General features: G+C 62.7%; 15 protein-coding genes. 4 read left to right on the top strand and 11 right to left on the bottom strand.

Annotation, left to right across the window (positions count from 1 at the left end; genetic code table 11):
- Positions 1 to 64: 64 nt before the first annotated feature.
- Complete coding sequence (locus PG899_RS11555; protein ID WP_270697377.1) at positions 65 to 898, bottom strand: hypothetical protein; 834 nt, start codon at positions 896 to 898, stop codon at positions 65 to 67.
- A 513-nt stretch (positions 899 to 1411) separates the two neighbouring features.
- Here PG899_RS11555 and PG899_RS11550 point away from each other — a divergent pair.
- From PG899_RS11550 to tsgA, 3 genes are all read left to right on the top strand, one after another.
- Positions 1412 to 1792: a hypothetical protein gene (locus tag PG899_RS11550; RefSeq protein ID WP_162498663.1), complete on the top strand. Its 381-nt coding sequence runs from the start codon at positions 1412 to 1414 to the stop codon at positions 1790 to 1792.
- Positions 1793 to 2095: 303 nt separating this feature from the next.
- Complete coding sequence (gene deoD / locus PG899_RS11545) at positions 2096 to 2797, top strand: purine-nucleoside phosphorylase (RefSeq protein ID WP_043121491.1); 702 nt, start codon at positions 2096 to 2098, stop codon at positions 2795 to 2797.
- A 53-nt stretch (positions 2798 to 2850) separates the two neighbouring features.
- Positions 2851 to 4014: an MFS transporter TsgA gene (gene tsgA, locus PG899_RS11540; RefSeq protein WP_042051188.1), complete on the top strand. Its 1164-nt coding sequence runs from the start codon at positions 2851 to 2853 to the stop codon at positions 4012 to 4014.
- Positions 4015 to 4111: 97 nt separating this feature from the next.
- Here the strand turns inward: tsgA and PG899_RS11535 are convergent, their stop codons facing one another.
- The 5 genes from PG899_RS11535 to PG899_RS11515 form a co-directional block, all read right to left on the bottom strand.
- Positions 4112 to 4789: a Crp/Fnr family transcriptional regulator gene (locus tag PG899_RS11535; RefSeq protein WP_113994783.1), complete on the bottom strand. Its 678-nt coding sequence runs from the start codon at positions 4787 to 4789 to the stop codon at positions 4112 to 4114.
- A gap of 189 nt (positions 4790 to 4978) precedes the next feature.
- A complete protein-coding gene (locus tag PG899_RS11530; protein ID WP_270697376.1) occupies positions 4979 to 8245 on the bottom strand; it encodes a response regulator in 3267 nt (1088 codons plus the stop codon).
- Positions 8246 to 8408: 163 nt separating this feature from the next.
- On the bottom strand, positions 8409 to 9176 hold the full coding sequence (locus PG899_RS11525; RefSeq protein ID WP_113994785.1) for a DODA-type extradiol aromatic ring-opening family dioxygenase: 768 nt from the start codon (positions 9174 to 9176) through the stop codon (positions 8409 to 8411).
- Between the two features lie 308 nt (positions 9177 to 9484).
- Positions 9485 to 9955: an FKBP-type peptidyl-prolyl cis-trans isomerase gene (locus PG899_RS11520; protein WP_016351483.1), complete on the bottom strand. Its 471-nt coding sequence runs from the start codon at positions 9953 to 9955 to the stop codon at positions 9485 to 9487.
- A gap of 169 nt (positions 9956 to 10124) precedes the next feature.
- Positions 10125 to 11279, bottom strand: a complete 1155-nt coding sequence (locus PG899_RS11515) for a Na/Pi cotransporter family protein (protein WP_113994786.1) — start codon at positions 11277 to 11279, stop codon at positions 10125 to 10127.
- Between the two features lie 248 nt (positions 11280 to 11527).
- On the opposite strand from PG899_RS11515, the gene PG899_RS11510 reads away from it, so the two are divergent.
- A complete protein-coding gene (locus PG899_RS11510; RefSeq protein ID WP_016351481.1) occupies positions 11528 to 11908 on the top strand; it encodes a hypothetical protein in 381 nt (126 codons plus the stop codon).
- A 98-nt stretch (positions 11909 to 12006) separates the two neighbouring features.
- On the opposite strand, the gene PG899_RS11505 is transcribed toward PG899_RS11510, so the two are convergent.
- From PG899_RS11505 to gabT, 5 genes are all read right to left on the bottom strand, one after another.
- Entirely contained in the window at positions 12007 to 13350 is a 1344-nt protein-coding gene (locus PG899_RS11505) for an APC family permease (RefSeq protein WP_011706802.1), read from the bottom strand.
- Positions 13350 to 13499, bottom strand: coding sequence for a hypothetical protein (locus PG899_RS11500; protein WP_162847489.1), 150 nt, complete (start codon positions 13497 to 13499; stop codon positions 13350 to 13352). The genes PG899_RS11505 and PG899_RS11500 overlap by 1 nt, the downstream gene beginning before the upstream one ends.
- 357 nt (positions 13500 to 13856) lie before the next feature.
- Entirely contained in the window at positions 13857 to 15200 is a 1344-nt protein-coding gene (locus PG899_RS11495; protein WP_011706801.1) for an APC family permease, read from the bottom strand.
- Positions 15197 to 15322, bottom strand: a complete 126-nt coding sequence (locus PG899_RS11490) for a hypothetical protein (RefSeq protein ID WP_254902341.1) — start codon at positions 15320 to 15322, stop codon at positions 15197 to 15199. The genes PG899_RS11495 and PG899_RS11490 overlap by 4 nt, the downstream gene beginning before the upstream one ends.
- A gap of 235 nt (positions 15323 to 15557) precedes the next feature.
- Positions 15558 to 16847: a 4-aminobutyrate--2-oxoglutarate transaminase gene (gabT, locus tag PG899_RS11485; protein ID WP_113994788.1), complete on the bottom strand. Its 1290-nt coding sequence runs from the start codon at positions 16845 to 16847 to the stop codon at positions 15558 to 15560.
- Positions 16848 to 16886 lie beyond the last annotated feature (39 nt).

Below are 16886 nucleotides of genomic sequence, written 5' to 3'. Positions count from 1 at the left end.
GTATAGACAGTGGCAGGCCCTTTTCCAGATTTACTTATGTGTGTGGGTTGCTTTTCCTACACCGCTACCTAAGGGTAATAAACTCTTTGTCTGTTTTTCCCTCTCGATTATAATAAACGATATACCCTGGGCCGGATACAGTTTCTATATTGGAATTTACAATTTCTTTTACTTCATCATGCTTAATTATAATAAATGGGGATGATAATAACTCTATAGTAGCTGGAAGATATTTCTCTGATGATGTTACCTTGTGGAAAGTTAGCTGTGGATAGTAGAATCCATAGTCATTTTTTGGAAATGTGCTTAAGCGAATCATATCGCTAATATCAGCAGCAATACTCATCCAATAGTTAATTAAAAGAGGTTCGACGAAATGAAGTTGTTTATCCTTGGGTACAGGGATTTTAGATAGTTGTATCGGCTTTGGTGGTCTGCCTAGCTGTCCTTTCTCTCTTTTTGGAGGATAAAAAAATTCATAAAACTCTTTTTGTTGCTTGTTGTCATGATTGTAAACAAAAAGGAGTCCACGGACTTCATAATCTCCAGGAGGAATAGCGTATTTTCGTTGCCAATCGGGGCTGTTCTCGGCGCAATCAATAGTTTTTGCTAATGATATTAATGCATCCTCTACCATTGTAGAGTTTATGGTTCCCTCACCATAACTCTTTAGATCTGTATTAAGAAGAACATTCTTGTTGCTGTATGGGTCTTTATATCCAAAGACAACATCTACAGGATGTGTATGCTTTTGGGTTTTATCTTTTTCTAGATGTTTTTGTTGTTTCCGACATGGAAAATCTTGGTCGTATGGGCCATATTGCTTCCATTTAAAAATGCTCAATAATTTTTCAGATACAATTTTTGCTATGTCCTCACGAGGACCATTTTCAGCCATTTAATATCTCCTATTTTGAAGTAATAACTTACTGACTTTCAACTCTAATTAAAGAACACGCTACCGCCCATGGATTACAGCTTCCAATATGCTCCATCGACCTGCAGGCGGGGCCCGGATGGTGCTGTAGGCGCCGAATGACCAGCATATCCTCAAGCCTCATACGCAAACCAGTCAAAAATTGACGTAACTATCAGGAAGATCTGCGTTTTATGCGCCAGTTCAAAAATGGGAGAGGCAGGACAAGGATTCCCATGGCCTTTGATTTTATTGGTGTTGGCGGGCGTGGTGGAGAAGAGGGGTCTGACTTGCTGTTGAGACGGAGCTGGCTGGGGAGAATCCCGCTTGGCCAATCGGCGCTATAGTGCGGCTATGGTGCCCTGTGCTCCGTGGCCCTGGCTGGCAAGGCGAGGGATCTGCGGCAACAATCAGCTGTTGTCATAACAGTTACTTGCAATCAGATCATCATGCAAACGGGTCACCATGCCAACACATCACAATAAGGAACGTCATATGAAGCGTATTGCCATCCTGTTCGGCCTGCTCTGCGGCAGTGTGCTGCTGGCCAATCCGGTCTTTGCCAACGACTCGGCCCAGTTGCAGTGCGAGGCGCAGGCCGCGGCCAAAAAGCTTAACGGCGCCGCCAAGACCAGCTTTGTCGGCAAGTGCGTGAAAGATGCCGCCGGCGCTGTGAGCGGCGAATGCGAGAAGGCGGCCGCCGACAAGAAGCTGGCCGGCGCGGCCAAGAACAGCTTTATTCAGAAGTGCGTGAAGACGGGGGCTGCGGTGGATCCGGCGGCCAAGTGCGAGAAGGCGGCGGCCGACAAGAAGCTGGCCGGTGCGGCCAAGAACAGCTTTGTCCAGAAGTGCGTGAAGGATAGCGCCGCCAAGTAAGGCGTTTTCTTGTCCGGTGTGTTTGCGGGGGGCCTGATGGCCCCCCGCGCTTTTTGGGGCGTGGGGCGTTATCGCTGACCGGGTGACTAGGCTGTGTTCTCAAAATGCTAGGGGCTTGCCGCAAGGGCTGGGCTGATTCAGAGCCAACAAGCGGCGGCGAAGGGGGGCAAGCTGAGGTGGTTCTGGAGAAGTTGCCGGAACTGGGATCTCGATCGGGGCAACAGGACTTTTGTCCTGCAAGAGGAGGCGAGGCGGGGGCTAGGATGCCCTCATCCACACGAGTCAAACTGGAGCACAACAACAATGACCGCTCATATCAATGCCAACCCGGGCGATTTCGCCGAGACCGTCATCATGCCGGGTGATCCGCTGCGGGCCCGCTATATCGCCGAGACCTTTCTGACCGATGCGCGCGAGGTAACCAATGTGCGCAATATGCTGGGCTACACCGGCTACTACCACGGCCAGCGTATCTCGGTGATGGGCCACGGCATGGGGATCCCCTCCATGGTGCTCTACGCCCACGAGCTGGTGAACGACTTCGGGGTCAAGCGGATCATCCGCATCGGTAGTCTGGGGGCGACCCAGCGCCATGTGCAGATGCGTGACGTCATTCTGGCGCAGGCGGCGGGCACCGACTCCCCGACCAACGCCAAGCGCAGCGCCGGCTACCAGATGGCCACCTCGGCCGACTTCGCCCTGCTGCACAAGGCCTTTACCAAGGCGCAGGAGAAGGCGATTCCGGTCAAGGTGGGCAATATCTTCACCGGCGATCTCTATTACGATCCGGACGACAACCTCATTCCGGCGCTGGAGAAGTTCGGCGTGCTCGGCATCGACATGGAGGTGGCCGGTCTCTACGGGCTGGCCCATCAACAGGGGATTGAGGCGCTCGCCATCCTGACTGTCTCCGACCACTGCCTGACCGGTGAAGAGACCACGGCCGAAGAGCGGCAACTCTCCTTCAACCAGATGATCGAGCTGGCGCTGCACACCGCGCTGTAAGCGCCGCATCCCGCCCAACCCTGCACGCACCCTGACCCCAAGAGAGATCCAATATGAACAATAAGCTCTCCCTCACTGCCATCAGCTTTCTGGCCAACTTCGTGATGGCCGGTTTTGCGACCCAGTTCGGCATGCTGATCGACCCCATCGCCGCCAAGTTCGGCGCCGACGTCAATCAGGTGGCCTCCATCTTCTCCCTGCTCAACGGCGGGGCGCTGGCGGGCACCATTGCCGCCTTCTTCCTGATCGAGAAGGTGGGGCTCAAGCGGATGACGCTGATCTGCTACGGCCTGATCGCGCTGGCGGCGGCCGCGCTCCATCTGACCGGCTCGCTCTATGTGGTGATGGCGGCCATGACGGTGATCGGTCTGTGCGGCGGGGTGGGGCTCTGCATTGCGGGGACCCTGGTGGTGAGCGTCTGGCAGGCGCGGATGCAGAGCACCATGCTGGTGGTGCAGGATGCCACCTTCAACGTGGCCGGGGTGGTCTTCCCGCTGATCACCACCTACACCTTGACTCACGCCATGGCGTGGAGCTGGAGTTATCTGGCGGTGGGCGTGGTGGCGCTGGCGACCATGCTGGTGGCGGTGCTGACCAATTTCCGCAGCTGCGAGGCGGGTGGCGAGAGCGCCGGCAACGAGCATTCGGAGTGGAACCTCGGCATCATCAGCGGCGGGCTGGGGCTTTTTCTCGGCATGCTGGCGCTCTACACCTTCCTCACCTGGGCGCCCATGTTCGTGAAGAACAAGTTCGGCATCCCCTTCGAGGAGGCGGGCAACATCATCACCCAGTACTGGACGGCAGCCCTGCTCGGTGCGCTGGTCTCGACCGCCATCGTGACCCGCATTGCGATCCGCACCTTCCTGTTGGTGATCATCACCCTGGCGATGGGGATGACGGCGCTTATCGTCACCACCGACAACCTGAGCCAGCTGCCTTACCTCACCTACGGTTACGGCTTTGTCTGCGCGGCCCTCTACAACGCCTTCATCGCCTACGGGGTGTCGTTTGTGCGCCAGGCATCGAGCAAGAACGTCTCCTATATCCTTATCAGCGGCAGCGCGGGGGCCATGTTCAGCCCGGCCATCAGCGCCCTGTTCGAGCAGGTGATCGGTCTGCAGGCGGTGATGTACGCCATCCCGCTTATCTATGGCGTGATCCTCGCCATGCTGGTGGCGTCGCTGCGCATGGCCCGGCCCCAGCCTTGTCTGGCCTGAGCGGGGGAGTAAACAGCAAGAGGGGCGGTATCGACCGCCCCTCTTTTTTGTTGCTGTTCCGCTTGTTGCTGTTCAGGCGGCGACTGATGCCTGCGACTTATGGCTGCTCCAGAAAGGCCCTGAGCCCCGCCAGATCGCGGATCTGCAACCCCTCCTCGCCGCGCTCCACCCATCCTTTATCCATCAGCTCTTTCACCGCCCGCCGATAGACCCGGTCGGTAGTGCCGAAGCGTTCCGCCTCCTGATACCCCTTGCGAAAGCCGCTCACCGGGTTGTGGTGACAGTGGCTGTGATAGAGGTCGAGGGCGATGTTGTAGCTGATGGGGTAGAGCATGCGGCAGGTGAAGATATCCACCGTGTCCTGATAGTCGATGGCAATGGCGGTGGCAAAGAAGAGCGCCACCCTGGGGTGGGCGACCAGTGCCTGCTCCAGCTGCTCACCGTCGATGCGGGCCACTTCCAGCGGCTCCTCGGCGATGATGTCGAGCTGGCAGCGGTAGCCGGTGAAGAACTCCATCTCGCCAAAGAGCTGGTGGTCGCACTCCAGGGTGCCGAGCTGAAAGCGGCGGCCATTCATGGCGGTGTGGCCCATGGCGATGCGGCCGCTCTTCACCAGCACCAGATCCCGCAGCGGTTCGCCCTGGCGCATCAGGGGCTCCCCCTCGGGGATGAGACGCCGCTCCGTGATGCAGGAGCTGACCACCTGCTCGATGAGATCGTGGCCGGCTTGCCAGTGGGGCTGAAAGCGCCCCTTGAGAAGGGGTTTGAGTTGCATGGGGTTCCGGGTCGTCGCCAAACACAAACGTCTATTACACACCCTGCCGCTGGCAGACTCCAGCCCGAAGACGCTGAGGGCCGGCGTGAGCATGCGAGGGTGTGACGGAGATCGGGCTGACAGAATTGGGGCGGACACGGCTGGCGCGGATAGGGCGGGAGCACAGCCCGCGCCATCCGGCCCAGATAATCAGACCGGGCTCAGCGCATTGGCGCCGCTCTGCTCGAGGCTGGCGAGGGCCGTGCGCAGCCGGGCCAGGCCGATGGGCTTGTAGAGGCACTCGTCCATGCCGGCGGCCAGGCAGCGCTCCCGCTCGCGCGCTGTGGCGTGGGCGGTAAAGCCCCAGATTGGCAGAGTGTGGCCGCGGGCACGCAGGCGGCGGGTCAGCTCGAAGCCATCCATCAGCGGCATCTGGCAGTCGGTGATGATGAGATCGAAGTCCTGATTCTGGAGGGCCCGCAGCGCCTCGGCGCCGTTGCCGCGCACGCTCACCTCGTGGCCCAGGTGCTTGAGCTGCTGGCGCAGCAGCACCTGGTTGGCGTGGTTGTCGTCCACCACCAGTACCCGCAGCCGGCCGGCGGCAGGGGGGAATGGCCGCTTGGGTGAGTGCTCTATGGCCGACGTGACATCGCGCGGTGCAGGCAAGGGTTCGCATGCTGGTTCTGGTGCCAGCGGGGTGAGCGGCAGCCGGATCCTGAGCTCGGTGCCGGCGCCAAGCTCGCTGCTGACCGCTATCTTGCCCCCCATCAGCTGGCACAGCATGCGGGCGATGTTGAGGCCAAGACCCGTGCCGGCGAACTGGTAGGGGTCGTGGGCGCGGTAGAAGGGGTTGAACAGCCCGGGCAGCTTGTCGGGGGCGATGCCCACCCCGCTGTCGCGAATAAGCAGGTGCAGCTGGGGTTGCTCCGCGCTCCCCGCGAGGCTGGCCTGCAGGCTCACTTCCCCCTGCTCGGTGAACTTGATGGCGTTGCCGAGCAGGTTGAAGACGATCTGGCGCAGGCGCGGCCCGTCGATCAGCACCCGTGGCAGGGGATCCAGCTCGACCCGGTAGCTGAGCCCCTTCTGCTCGGCCATGCCCGCAAAGGCGCGGGCCACCGATTGCAGCAGCGGCGCCAGCTCGCACGGCTCGGGGGCCAGGGTCAGCTGGCCCGACTCGATGCTGGAGATGTCTAGTACGTCGCCGATGAGATCCAGCAGGCCGTTGGCGGATTCGGAGGCGATGCGCAGCTGCTCGCCGGTGTAGGGGGCGAGGGCGGGATCCTGGCTTGCCAGCTCCAGCATGCCGAGGATGGCATTCATGGGGGTGCGGATCTCGTGGCTCATGGTGGCCAGAAAGTCGCTCTTGGCGCGGCTAGCGCGGTCGGCCTGCTCCTTGGCGCGGCGCAGTGCCTCCTCCATGGTCTTGCGCTCGGTGATGTCGATCCAGCCGTTGATCACCCCGCTGATGGCGCCGCGGTAGTCAAAGTAGGGCACCATCCAGTGGTAGACGAACTGGCGCGGGCCGCGCTGGCTGAAGATGCGATCCGACAGTATGGGGCTGCCGCTTTGCAGCACCTGCTGAAAATCCTGCTCCAGGGTGGTGATGGCCTCGGCGCCCAGCAGCCCCTTGAGCCCCTCGGCAAACGAGGTGCCGAGCACCCGCTCGATGGGGGCGTTGAGGATGGCCAGGTACTTGCTGTTGCAGAGGATCACCTTGCCGCCCTTGTCGCGCACGACGATGGGGTGGGGCAGGCTCTCGCCGAGGGCCTCGATGAAGCGCACGTGCTCCTCCAGCTGGCGGCGGGAGGCCTGCTCCGAGCGGGCCAGCCGGTTGAGCATGCGGTTGCGATAGAGCAGCAGCAGGGCGATGGCGAACAGGCCAGCCAGCAGCAGGTAGAAGTAGGGGGCGTTGCGCTCCATGAAGGTGGGGGCCGGCAGCTTGCGGTTGCGCCACTGGTAGCTCATGGTGGCCAGCTCGTTGGGGGCGATGGAGAGGATGGTCTTGTCGATGATATCCATCAGCATCCGGTTGCCCGGCAGGCTGGCAAAGCCCATCCGGATGGGCTGGTTGTCGGCGGGACCGGCGATGCGGATCTGGCTGAGGCGGCCGCACTCCACCGCATGCTGGGCAAAATAGAGCGGCACGATGGCGGCGTCGAGCCGGCCGTCGTCGACCGCGGCCATCGCCTCGTCGGCGCTCTCCAGATAGCTCACCCGGCTGTTGTCGAGCCGCCGGGCGATAGGGTTGTAGTGGGTGCTGCCCACCCGCTTGCCGGCGAGCTGCGCCAGATCGCCGCTCAAGGCATCCCCCTTGCGGGCCACCAGCACATAGATGTCGTCGGTGGCATAGGGCAGGGAGGGGCGCAGCCGGTAGCTATCGGCCACCGGGCGGGAGATGGCGCCGATGAGATCCAGCTCGCCCCTGAGCAGGGCCTCGTTGCGCGCGAGCTCCGAGCCATAACTGACGAACTCGAAGCGCAGGCCGGAGCGCCGGCTGATCTTCTCCAGCATCTCCACCGACATGCCGGTGAGCTGGTTGTCGTAGTCGCGCACCCCGTAGGGGTAGAGATCGTCCATCAGCCACACCCTGACTGGGCCGGCCGTCGCCAGCCAGGCGCGCTCCTCTGCGCTGTAGAGCTCGCTGGGGCGCTCGACGATGTCGCGGATGGGGCCGTTCCACTGGCTGAGGATGAGGCTGTGGGTGATGTCGCTCACCCCCGCCAGGGCGTGATTGAGCAGCGCCAGCAGCCGGGGGCTGTCGGCCGAGACCGCAAAGCGAAAGCCGTCCGCCGCGATGGCGGGCTGCGCCTGGCTGCGCTGCCGGATCTTGTCGAAGCGCTCGCTGTTGAGGTAGTGCAGGGAGTGGGGATCGCTTAGCAGCAGCGGCTCGCGGCCGAAGAAGACCGCATCGAAGGCCGCCACGTTGGAGGGGTAGTTGACCAGCACCAGATCCGGGTAGTAGCGCTTGAAGGCGGCCTCGTCCACATAACCCTGCACGGTGGCGACCCGCTGGCCCGGCAGCAGCAGCGGGCCCTGTTCGGCGGCGAGCGCCGAGAAGACGGGGGCACTGCTGAAATAGCGCTGGCTGAGGGCGATGCCCGCCTGGTCGGGGCCGCTCAGGCTGAGGTTGCCGAGATTGACAAGGTCAAGCTCCCCCGACCGCAGCGCCGCCAGAGCGCTGCGCTTGTCGTCGAATACCCGCAGTTCGACCGGCTTTTGCAGGGTCTTGGCGACGATGTCGAGATAGTCGGCGGAGATCCCCTCGAAGTGCTCGTCCGGCCCGGTCATGGCGAACGGGCGGTAGTCGTGGCGCAGCACACCGACGCGCAGCAATGGGTGCCGGGCCAGCCATTGCTGTTCGGCCGCCTGGGTGGGGGGCGGGCTGCTCTGCAGGTAGTGACGGCTGTGCAGGGTGAGCGCCTGGGCGCAGAGGGGAAACAGCAGGCAGAGCAGCAGCAGGGGTCGAATAAGGTTCATTGCCGGCTTGTACCCCTCCCGCTGGTCAGATGGTGATCGAAAGCGGCGATTCTACCGAAGAGCGGCGGACAATGAACCTTTATTCAGCAGTTTGTCAGTGTGGGCGCCATAAAAAATGGCGGGAAGCGACCCGCCATCTTGCGTTGTCTGGCACTGCCAGGGCTCAACCGAAGCGGTAGGATCCCATGTAGAGGCTGCCGCCATCCCAGCTGTCGTGCAGCTTGACCGGCTTGTCCTGGCCGGCGGCGCCGAGTGCCACGAACAGCGGGCGCAGGTGATCGTCGTGGGGATGGGATTCCACCGCCCCCGGCGCCCGTGCCCGGTAATCTTCCAGCGCCACCCGGTCGCCCTCGCTCATGGTCAGCTCCAGCCAGTTGACGAAGCTGCGGGCCCAGCCCGGCACCGGCGAGTTCTCCGGCCCCAGTGCCCGCAGGTTGTGGGTGATGGCGCCGGAGGCCAGGATGCCGATCCCCTGGGCGCGCAGCTGCTGCAGCGCCTCCCCCAGTTGCCACAGCTGGCGCGGGGTGAAGCTGGCCGGGATGGAGAGCTGCACCAGCGGGACGCTGCTGGCGGGATCCATCAGCGAGAGCGGCGACCAGACCCCGTGATCCAGCTCGCGGCGCACCGGCTCGGCGGGCAGGCCCGCCAGCAGCAGCTGATCGCTCACCGCCTCCTGCAGCCAGAGCGGGCTGTTGGCCGGCCAGCGGATGTGGTAGAGCGGCTCGGGGAAGCCGTAGAAGTCGTACATCAAGGCCGGATTGGGCTCGACGTTGATCTGCAGTTCGCTGCGGGTAAACCAGTGGGCCGAGATGACCACCAGCCCCTTGAGATCGCCAAGGCGCAAATTTTTGAGGAAATGGGTCGCCGGCTGGTCGCGCAGAACCAGATCCGGGGCGCCATGGGAGATGAACCAGACGGGGGCGATAGACATGACAGACTCCATATGCGTTGTGCCGGTGCGCGGCGCACCGAAAACTGTGGGCCAGGGCGACATGCCACTGACGATATGGTCATTATCTGCCCCGACAATGAAGTTAACAATCCAGCTTGATGAATAAGCACTGTTCACTATTGGTTGATAGTGATGGGTGGGAAAGAGGGGGTCACCAATAACAAGGCCGGCGTAGTGGCCGGCCTTGGGGGATCAAACAGGCGACAGGCCTGCCATCAACAACTTACTGAATACCCAGCAGTTCCACGTCGAAGATCAGCACGGGCGCTGGGTGGGATCTGGCTGGTTTACTGAATACCGAGCAGCTCCACGTCGAAGATCAAAACGGATCCCGGCGGGATCTTGCCGGCGGCGCGATCGCCGTAGGCCAGGTTGGCGGGGATGTAGAAGCGGGTCTTCTCCCCTTCCACCATCAGCTGCACCCCTTCGGTCCAGCCGGCGATCACCTGGTTGAGGCCAAACTCGATGGGCTCGCCGCGGGCGACCGAGCTGTCGAAGACGGTGCCATCCAGCAGCTTGCCCTCGTAGTGCACCTTCACCTTGCTGGTGGCGGTAGGGTGAACGGTGCCGGTGCCCGGGGTCAGCACTTCATACTGCAGGCCGGAGGCAGTGGTGGTCACCAGGGGTTTTTCCTTGTTGGCGGCGAGGAACTCGGCGCCCTTGCGCACGTTTTCCACGGCCTGCTTCTTGTTGTTGCTGCTCGAGTAGAAGTAGTAGGCGACGCCGGCAACCAGCAGCGCGATCAAAACGAATTTCATCGGGTATCCCTATGTCGTGAAATGCCGAGAGGGCAGTGAGAGCGGCATCTTATCCCAGCCGGGGGGCGAGGGCGAGCCGGCGGGCGGCAAGATGTGACTGGACGGGCAAAGCCTGAGCCAGAGCCAGAGCCGGGGCCGAGGGACGCAGCGCATCCCCCGGCCCCTGTCGTTACTTGGCGGCCACCATCATCAGGGCGGGCAGGGCAAAGAAGAGGCCCGCCACGTAACCAAGCGCCAGCAGCTTGTTCTCGCTGCCAATCCTGGCCAGCCCCTCGGCCGCCTTGACCGGCAGCTCGCGCAGGAAGGGCACCCCGTAGATGAGCACCACGGCGAACAGGTTGAACAGCACGTGCACCAGGGCGATGGTCAGCGCCAGCTTGGCCCCGGCGCCGCTGATGGCGGTGGCGGCCAGCAGGGCAGTGATGGTGGTGCCGATGTTGGCGCCCAGGGTGAAGGGGTAGAGCTGACGGGTGCTGAACACGCCGCCGCCGGCCAGCGGGATCATCAGGCTGGTGGTGGTGGAAGAGGACTGCACCATCACGGTGACCAGGGTGCCGGAGGCGATGCCGGTCAGCGGACCGCGGCCCAGCGCACGGTGCAGCAGATCCCTGGCACGGCCTACCAGCACCCGCTGCAGCATCTTGCCGAGCCAGGTGACGCAGCCGAGGATCAGCAGGATGCCGATGCAGATGGTGGCGATGGCGGGCCCTTTGCCCGGCAGGAAGGCGACCAGGCCGTCGATGAAGGTGAGGGCCGGGGAGAGCAGCGGCTTCATGAAGTCCATTCCCTGCATCGACATGTCGGCGGAGCCCGCCAGCAGGTCGGCCAGCGCCTCGGCGCTCTTTTGCAGCAGGCCGAACATCAGTTCCAGCGGCAGGAAGATGAACACCGCCAGCAGGTTGAAGAAGTCGTGCACGGTGGCAGCGGCAAAGGCGCGGCGAAACTCGCCCCGATCCCGGATATGGCCGAGGGAGACGATGGTGTTGGTGATGGTGGTGCCAAGGTTGGCGCCCATCACCATGGGGATGGCCATGCCGATGGGCAGGCCGCCGGCCACCAGGCCGACGATGACCGAGGTGACCGTGCTGGAGGATTGCACCAGCGCGGTCGCCAGGATGCCGAGCAGCAGGGCGACGAAGGGGTTGCTGGCGAAGGCGAAGATCTGGGCCGCGCCCTCGGCGCCGCCAGAGAAGCCCTTGAAGCCGTGGGAGACGGCGCCGACGGCAACCAGGATCAGGTAGATCAGAGTGATGACAGCGAGCCAGTTGAACAGTGGGCCGGTACGACGGGTCTGCTGTTGTGCGAAAGATGGGGTGCTGTGCATGAAGCCTCTTGGGACAGTCTGCGTGAAAATGGACGGGCGCATTAGACCAAGGCTCCATGACAGAAATATGACAAAGTGACACTTTTGTGATGCTTTGATGACATGGACGGCGGGTCCCATTGGACAAGAGGTGTCGGAGCTGGCCGGGATCCCGGCCGGTTTGGCCACAGATCCCCCGCGCGGCTTGCAGCCGGGAGTCAGGGCGCTATGCTGCCCCCTTTCCTTCCCTCAACGAGAGTGATGTTGTTATGCGTGCATGGGTGCTGTGTCTGTCCCTGGGTCTGCTGTCTGCCGGTGCGCAGGCGAGCGTGTTCAAATCCGAGTGCAACCTCGACAAGGCGGTGAAGAACGAGGCGCTCAACGCGACCCTGGGGGTCAAGGGCAACTGCGATACCGACAAGCTGGTGCGCCAGCAGAAAGAGAAGGCCAAGGCCGAGGTGAAGAAGAACACCACGGACGTGCTGGACCAGAAAACCGCCGGCCTCAAAGAGGGCAAGAGCCAGCTGCAGGGGACCCAGCAGAAGGTCAATCAGGCCGGCCAGCAGCTCAAGCAGACCCAGCAGGATGTGAAGGCGGTGGCCAAGGATCCGCTCAAGGCGGCCGCTACCGCGGTGATCAATCAGGGCTGATCAGCCTGCCTGCTTTGGGCGGGGCCGCGAGCGCGGCGTGCACAGCAAGAAGGGGAGCCATGGCTCCCCTTCTGCATTTGTGCGTCTGCTCGTCGCCCTTACTGGGTGTCGGCCGCCTCTTCGTACTGACGGAAGGGGATGCGGAACACCGCGAGGCGCAGGAACAGGTAGGTGACGCCAAGGCCGGCCCAGATCAGGCCCAGCTCCAGCGAGCTCTGCTCCAGGTTGATCCAGAGCGCGCCTATGGTGGCGGCGCCCAGCAGTGGCAGCACCAGGAACAGCAGGTGCTCCTTGAGGCTCTTGTTGCGCTTCTCGCGCACCCAGAACTGGCCGATGACCGACAGGTTGACGAAGGTGAAGGCCACCAGGGCACCGAAGTTCACCAGCGCCAGCGCCATGTCCAGATCGAACGACACCGCGGAGAGCGCCAGGGCGCCCACCATCAGCACGTTGATGGCCGGGGTGCGGAATTTCGGGTGGATGTAGCCGAACACCCGCTCCGGGATCATCCGGTCACGCCCCATCACGTAGAGGATGCGCGATACGCCGGCGTGGGCGGCCATGCCGGAGGCCAGCACGGCTACCGTGGTGCACACCAGCACCACGCTCTGGAACAGGGTGCCGCCGACGTAGAGGGCGATCTCCGGCAGCACGGCGTCCGGCTCCTTGAAGCGGGCCAGGTCCGGGAAGTAGAGCTGCAGGAAGTAGGAGACGGCCACGAAGATGATGCCGCCGATCAGCGCGGTCAGCACGATGGCGCGCGGGATCACCTTGCCGGCGTTGGGGGTCTCTTCGGAGAGCGAGCTCAAGCCGTCAAAGCCCAGGAACGAGAAGCAGAGGATGGTGGCGCCGGTAAACAGCGGCACCATGCCGGCCGACTCGAAGTGGAACGGCCGGCTGCTCAGCAGGGTCGCCGCCCCTTCACCGTGATAGATGCCCCAGCCCATCAGACCGAGGAAGACGGTGATGATGGCGAGCTGGATGAAGACGATGACGCCGTTGAAGTTGGCCACCAGGTTGATGCCGCGAAGGTTGAGGAAGGTCATCACGGTCACCAGACCGAAGATGAAGATCCAGGGCTCGACGCCGGGGAACATGGCGGTCAGGTAGATCTTGGCCAGCAGGATGTTGATCATCGGCATGAACATGTAGTCGAGCAGGGAGGACCAGCCGACCATGAAACCGATGTAGGGGTTGAACACCTTCTGGGCATAGGTATAAGCCGAGCCCGCCGAGGGGAAGCGGCGCACCAGATGGCCATAGCTGAAGGCGGTCAGCAGGATGCCGCCGAGCGCCAGCAGATAGGCGGTGGCGACGCGGCCTTCGGTAATGTCACCGACGATGGCAAAGGTATCGAATACCGCCATGGGTGTGAGGTAAGCCAGACCCATCACCACTACCTGGAAGAGGGTGAGCGTCTTGAGCAGCTTGGCACCGGCCATCACGCTTTCTCCTCTGCGATCGCCAGGTTGGCGAAGGGGGACGGGATCAGGGACGCAGCGCGTCGCTGGACACAGGGGACGCCGGTCTGCGGCACAGACGGGTGGCGTACGCCGGCGGGCACCGGCAGGAAAGCAGTGAAATGCCCCATGTTTTTCCTCACAACGTCGGGAGATTGCCTGGCAATCTCGATATCAATTCCGGTACAAAGTCCGGCCTCTTGGTGAATGTGGTTTTCCCCTAAAAAACGAAGAACCGATGCTGCAAAAAACATCGGCTCTCAGGGGCGGCGTATTGTGCCCTCAGGGGGGGGAGGACACAAGCAAAAAAGCCCCCGTTGGGGGATTTTGTTGACCTGGGTCAGGTCAGGCTGCGCCACCGGGCTGGCAGCCAGTGTTGACGGGGGCTGCAGCGACGCAGGTCACGCGCGAACATGGCTGTTGCGCAGGGCTGACAGGGGTAAAAAAAAGCGCCCGCAGAGGGCGGGCGCTGTGAACGCAAAGAAGGCTTAAGAGGCGTCGGTTTCGGGCCGGCGCAGCTGGACCCGGAACACGGTGAGGCGCAGCAGCAGATAGAGGGCGCCGAGTGCGGCCCAAATCAGCCCCAGTTCGAAGGAGGCCGGCTCCAGGTTGAGCCAGAGCACGCCGATGCAGGCGGCCCCGCACAGGGGCAGCAGCAGGAACACCAGATGGTCCCGCAGCGTCTTGTTGTGACCGAGCTTGACGTAGAAGTGGGCGATCACCGCCAGGTTGACGAAGGTGAAGGCCACCAGGGCACCGAAGTTGATCAGCGCCAGTGCCATCTCCAGGTCGAACGACACCGCCGAGAGGGCCAGTACCCCCACCAGCAGCACGTTCAGGGCCGGGGTCTGCCAGGTCGGGTGAACGTAGGCGAAGAAGCGGCTCGGCAGGGCGCGATCCCGCCCCATCACGTAGAGCAGGCGCGACACGCCGGCGTGGGAGGCGAGCCCGGAGGCCAGCACCGCCACTGTGGTGCAGACCAGTACCACCGCCTGGAACAGCTTGCCGCCCACATAGAGGGCGATCTCTGGCAGCACCGCATCCGGCTGCTGGAAGCGGGAGATGTCCGGGAAGAACAGCTGCAGGAAGTAGGAGACGGAGATGAACAGCACGCCGCCGATCAGCGCCGTCAGCACGATGGCGCGGGGGATCACCCGGGAGGCGTCCGGGGTCTCTTCGCTCAGGGTAGTGATGGCGTCAAAACCGAGGAACGACAGGCAGAGAATGGAGGCGCCGGTCAGCAGAGGGGCCACATTCATGTGCTCGGAGAAGAAGGGACGGCTGCTCGCCACCGTGCCGAGCCCCTCGCCATGGTAGACACCCCAGGCGATGAGGCCGATGAAGACGGCGATGATGCTGAACTGCATGATGACGATCAGGCTGTTGAAGTTGGCCACCAGCTTGATGCCGCGCAGGTTGAGCAGGGTCATGACGGTGGCCAGACCGAGGATGTAGGTCCAGGGTTCCACGCTCGGGAACAGGGCCTCCATGTAGATCTTGGCCAGCAACATGTTGATCATCGGCATGAACATGTAGTCGAGCAGAGAGACCCAGCCCACCATGAAACCCACGTAAGGGTGAAACACCTTCTGGGCATAGGTATAGGCGGAGCCTGCCGAGGGAAACTTGCGTACCAGGTGGCCGTAGCTCATGGCGGTGAACAGCATGCCGATGAGGGCGAACAGGTAGGCGGTGGGCACATGGCCTTCGGTGATCTCGGTGACGATGCCGAAGGTGTCGAACACGGCCATGGGGGTCAGGTAAGCCAGCCCCATGATGACCACGTGCCACAGTTTGAGGCTTTTTTTCAGGCCGACGGGTTGGGCATTCATTGTGCTTTCCCCTCAATCCGGGCCGAAGGGATCAGGCTGACGGTATCAACCTGGGCATAGGGGGCGCCAGAGACGCGGCGCAGACCGGCGTGGGCCGGCAGGAAAGCAGTGAAATACCCCATGGTGTTCCTCACTAGAGAAGCGGGTGTCGTGAGATGGCAACCCATCTCGCTATCATTTCCGGTCGGTTCCGGCCTCGTTGTGGATTTGTTTGCCGCAAAAAAAGAACCTGACTCAGCAAGTGGTCGGTCCTTTGTTGCGGCGGCGCATTGTGCATTCGTGTTGCCCCCTTGACAAGCATATCAAGGGGGCAAAAACGCATTTTTTTGCACTGATGAGCGGATGTTGCGGTTCTGATCAGTCCTGGGCTGCCAGCAGGGCCTGTTCGAGCAGATCCAGCCCCTCGTCGATGAGGGCCGGCGAGGCCGTCAGCGGCGCCAGGAAGCGGATGACGTTGGCGCGCACACCGCAGGCCAGCAGCACCAGTCCACGCTTGCCCGCCTCGGCCACCAGCCGCTTGGTGAGGTCGGCATCCGGGCTGGCCGCATCGCGCTGCTTGACCAGCTCCATGGCCACCATGGCGCCGGGGCCGCGGATGTCGCCGATGCAGTCAAAGCGCTCCGCCAGCTGCTGCAGGCGGGCCTTGATCTGCTCGCCCTGAGCCTGGGCCCGTTGGTTGAGCTGCTCCTCTTCGATCACCTCCAGCACCGCCAGGGCGGCGGCGCAGGCGATGGGAGAGCCGGCATAGGTGCCGCCCAGACCACCCGGCTTGGCGGCGTTCATCACCTCCGCCTTGCCCACCACGGCGGAGAGCGGGAAGCCGCCGGCCAGGCTCTTGGCCAGGGTCATGATGTCCGGCTCGATGCCGGCATATTCGGTGGCGAAGGTCTTGCCGGTGCGACAGAAACCGCTCTGGATCTCGTCGCAGATGAGCAGGATGCCGTGCTGATCGCACAGCTGGCGCAGGCGCTGCATGAAGCTGGCGGAGGCGGGGTAGAAGCCCCCTTCACCCTGCACCGGCTCGATGATGATGGCGGCCACCCGGGCCGGCTCGATATCCGAGCTGAAGCAGAGATCCAGCGCAGCCAGCGCATCGGCCTCGCTCACCCCCAGATAGTCGCTCGGGAAGGGCAGGTGATAGACCTCTCCCGGGAAGGGACCGAAGCCGGTTTTGTAGGGCACCACCTTGCCGGTGAGCGCCATCCCCATCATGGTGCGGCCGTGAAAGCCCCCCTTGAAGGCGATGGTGCCGCTGCGACCGGTGTGGGCGCGGGCGATCTTGATGGCGTTCTCCACCGCCTCGGCGCCGGTGGAGAGAAACAGGGTGCGTTTCGGGGTGGGGCCGGGCACCAGGGCATTCAATTTTTCCGCCAGCTCGATATAGCCGGGGTAGGGGGTAACCTGGAAGCAGGTGTGGCTGAATTTTTCCAGCTGCGCGCGTACCGCCGCCACCACTTTCGGGTGGTTGTGGCCGGTGTTGAGCACGGCGATGCCGGAAGCAAAATCGATGTAGCGGTTGCCCTCCACATCCCACAGCTCGGCATTTTGCGCCCGCTCGATAAACACCGGCAGCAGGGTGCCGACGCCGTTGACCACGGCCGCTTCGCGGCGTGCTTGCCACGCCTTGTTTGATGCTGACTGACTCATCTTTCCTCCCTGAGGGGCCGGGGGCCCCTGTCTCAATGT

The sequence above is a fragment of the Aeromonas sp. QDB39 genome, from assembly GCF_027707585.1.
GTDB classification, from domain to species: domain Bacteria; phylum Pseudomonadota; class Gammaproteobacteria; order Enterobacterales; family Aeromonadaceae; genus Aeromonas; species Aeromonas hydrophila.
This window is presented reverse-complemented; position numbering and strand designations above follow the sequence as displayed.

Coding starts and splice junctions, on each gene's coding strand:
- PG899_RS11555 (WP_270697377.1), bottom strand. CDS start 898: ATGGCTGAAAATGGTCCTCGTGAGGACATAGCAAAAATTGTATCTGAA.
- PG899_RS11550 (WP_162498663.1), top strand. CDS start 1,412: ATGAAGCGTATTGCCATCCTGTTCGGCCTGCTCTGCGGCAGTGTGCTG.
- deoD (WP_043121491.1), top strand. CDS start 2,096: ATGACCGCTCATATCAATGCCAACCCGGGCGATTTCGCCGAGACCGTC.
- tsgA (WP_042051188.1), top strand. CDS start 2,851: ATGAACAATAAGCTCTCCCTCACTGCCATCAGCTTTCTGGCCAACTTC.
- PG899_RS11535 (WP_113994783.1), bottom strand. CDS start 4,789: ATGCAACTCAAACCCCTTCTCAAGGGGCGCTTTCAGCCCCACTGGCAA.
- PG899_RS11530 (WP_270697376.1), bottom strand. CDS start 8,245: ATGAACCTTATTCGACCCCTGCTGCTGCTCTGCCTGCTGTTTCCCCTC.
- PG899_RS11525 (WP_113994785.1), bottom strand. CDS start 9,176: ATGTCTATCGCCCCCGTCTGGTTCATCTCCCATGGCGCCCCGGATCTG.
- PG899_RS11520 (WP_016351483.1), bottom strand. CDS start 9,955: ATGAAATTCGTTTTGATCGCGCTGCTGGTTGCCGGCGTCGCCTACTAC.
- PG899_RS11515 (WP_113994786.1), bottom strand. CDS start 11,279: ATGCACAGCACCCCATCTTTCGCACAACAGCAGACCCGTCGTACCGGC.
- PG899_RS11510 (WP_016351481.1), top strand. CDS start 11,528: ATGCGTGCATGGGTGCTGTGTCTGTCCCTGGGTCTGCTGTCTGCCGGT.
- PG899_RS11505 (WP_011706802.1), bottom strand. CDS start 13,350: ATGGCCGGTGCCAAGCTGCTCAAGACGCTCACCCTCTTCCAGGTAGTG.
- PG899_RS11500 (WP_162847489.1), bottom strand. CDS start 13,499: ATGGGGCATTTCACTGCTTTCCTGCCGGTGCCCGCCGGCGTACGCCAC.
- PG899_RS11495 (WP_011706801.1), bottom strand. CDS start 15,200: ATGAATGCCCAACCCGTCGGCCTGAAAAAAAGCCTCAAACTGTGGCAC.
- PG899_RS11490 (WP_254902341.1), bottom strand. CDS start 15,322: ATGGGGTATTTCACTGCTTTCCTGCCGGCCCACGCCGGTCTGCGCCGC.
- gabT (WP_113994788.1), bottom strand. CDS start 16,847: ATGAGTCAGTCAGCATCAAACAAGGCGTGGCAAGCACGCCGCGAAGCG.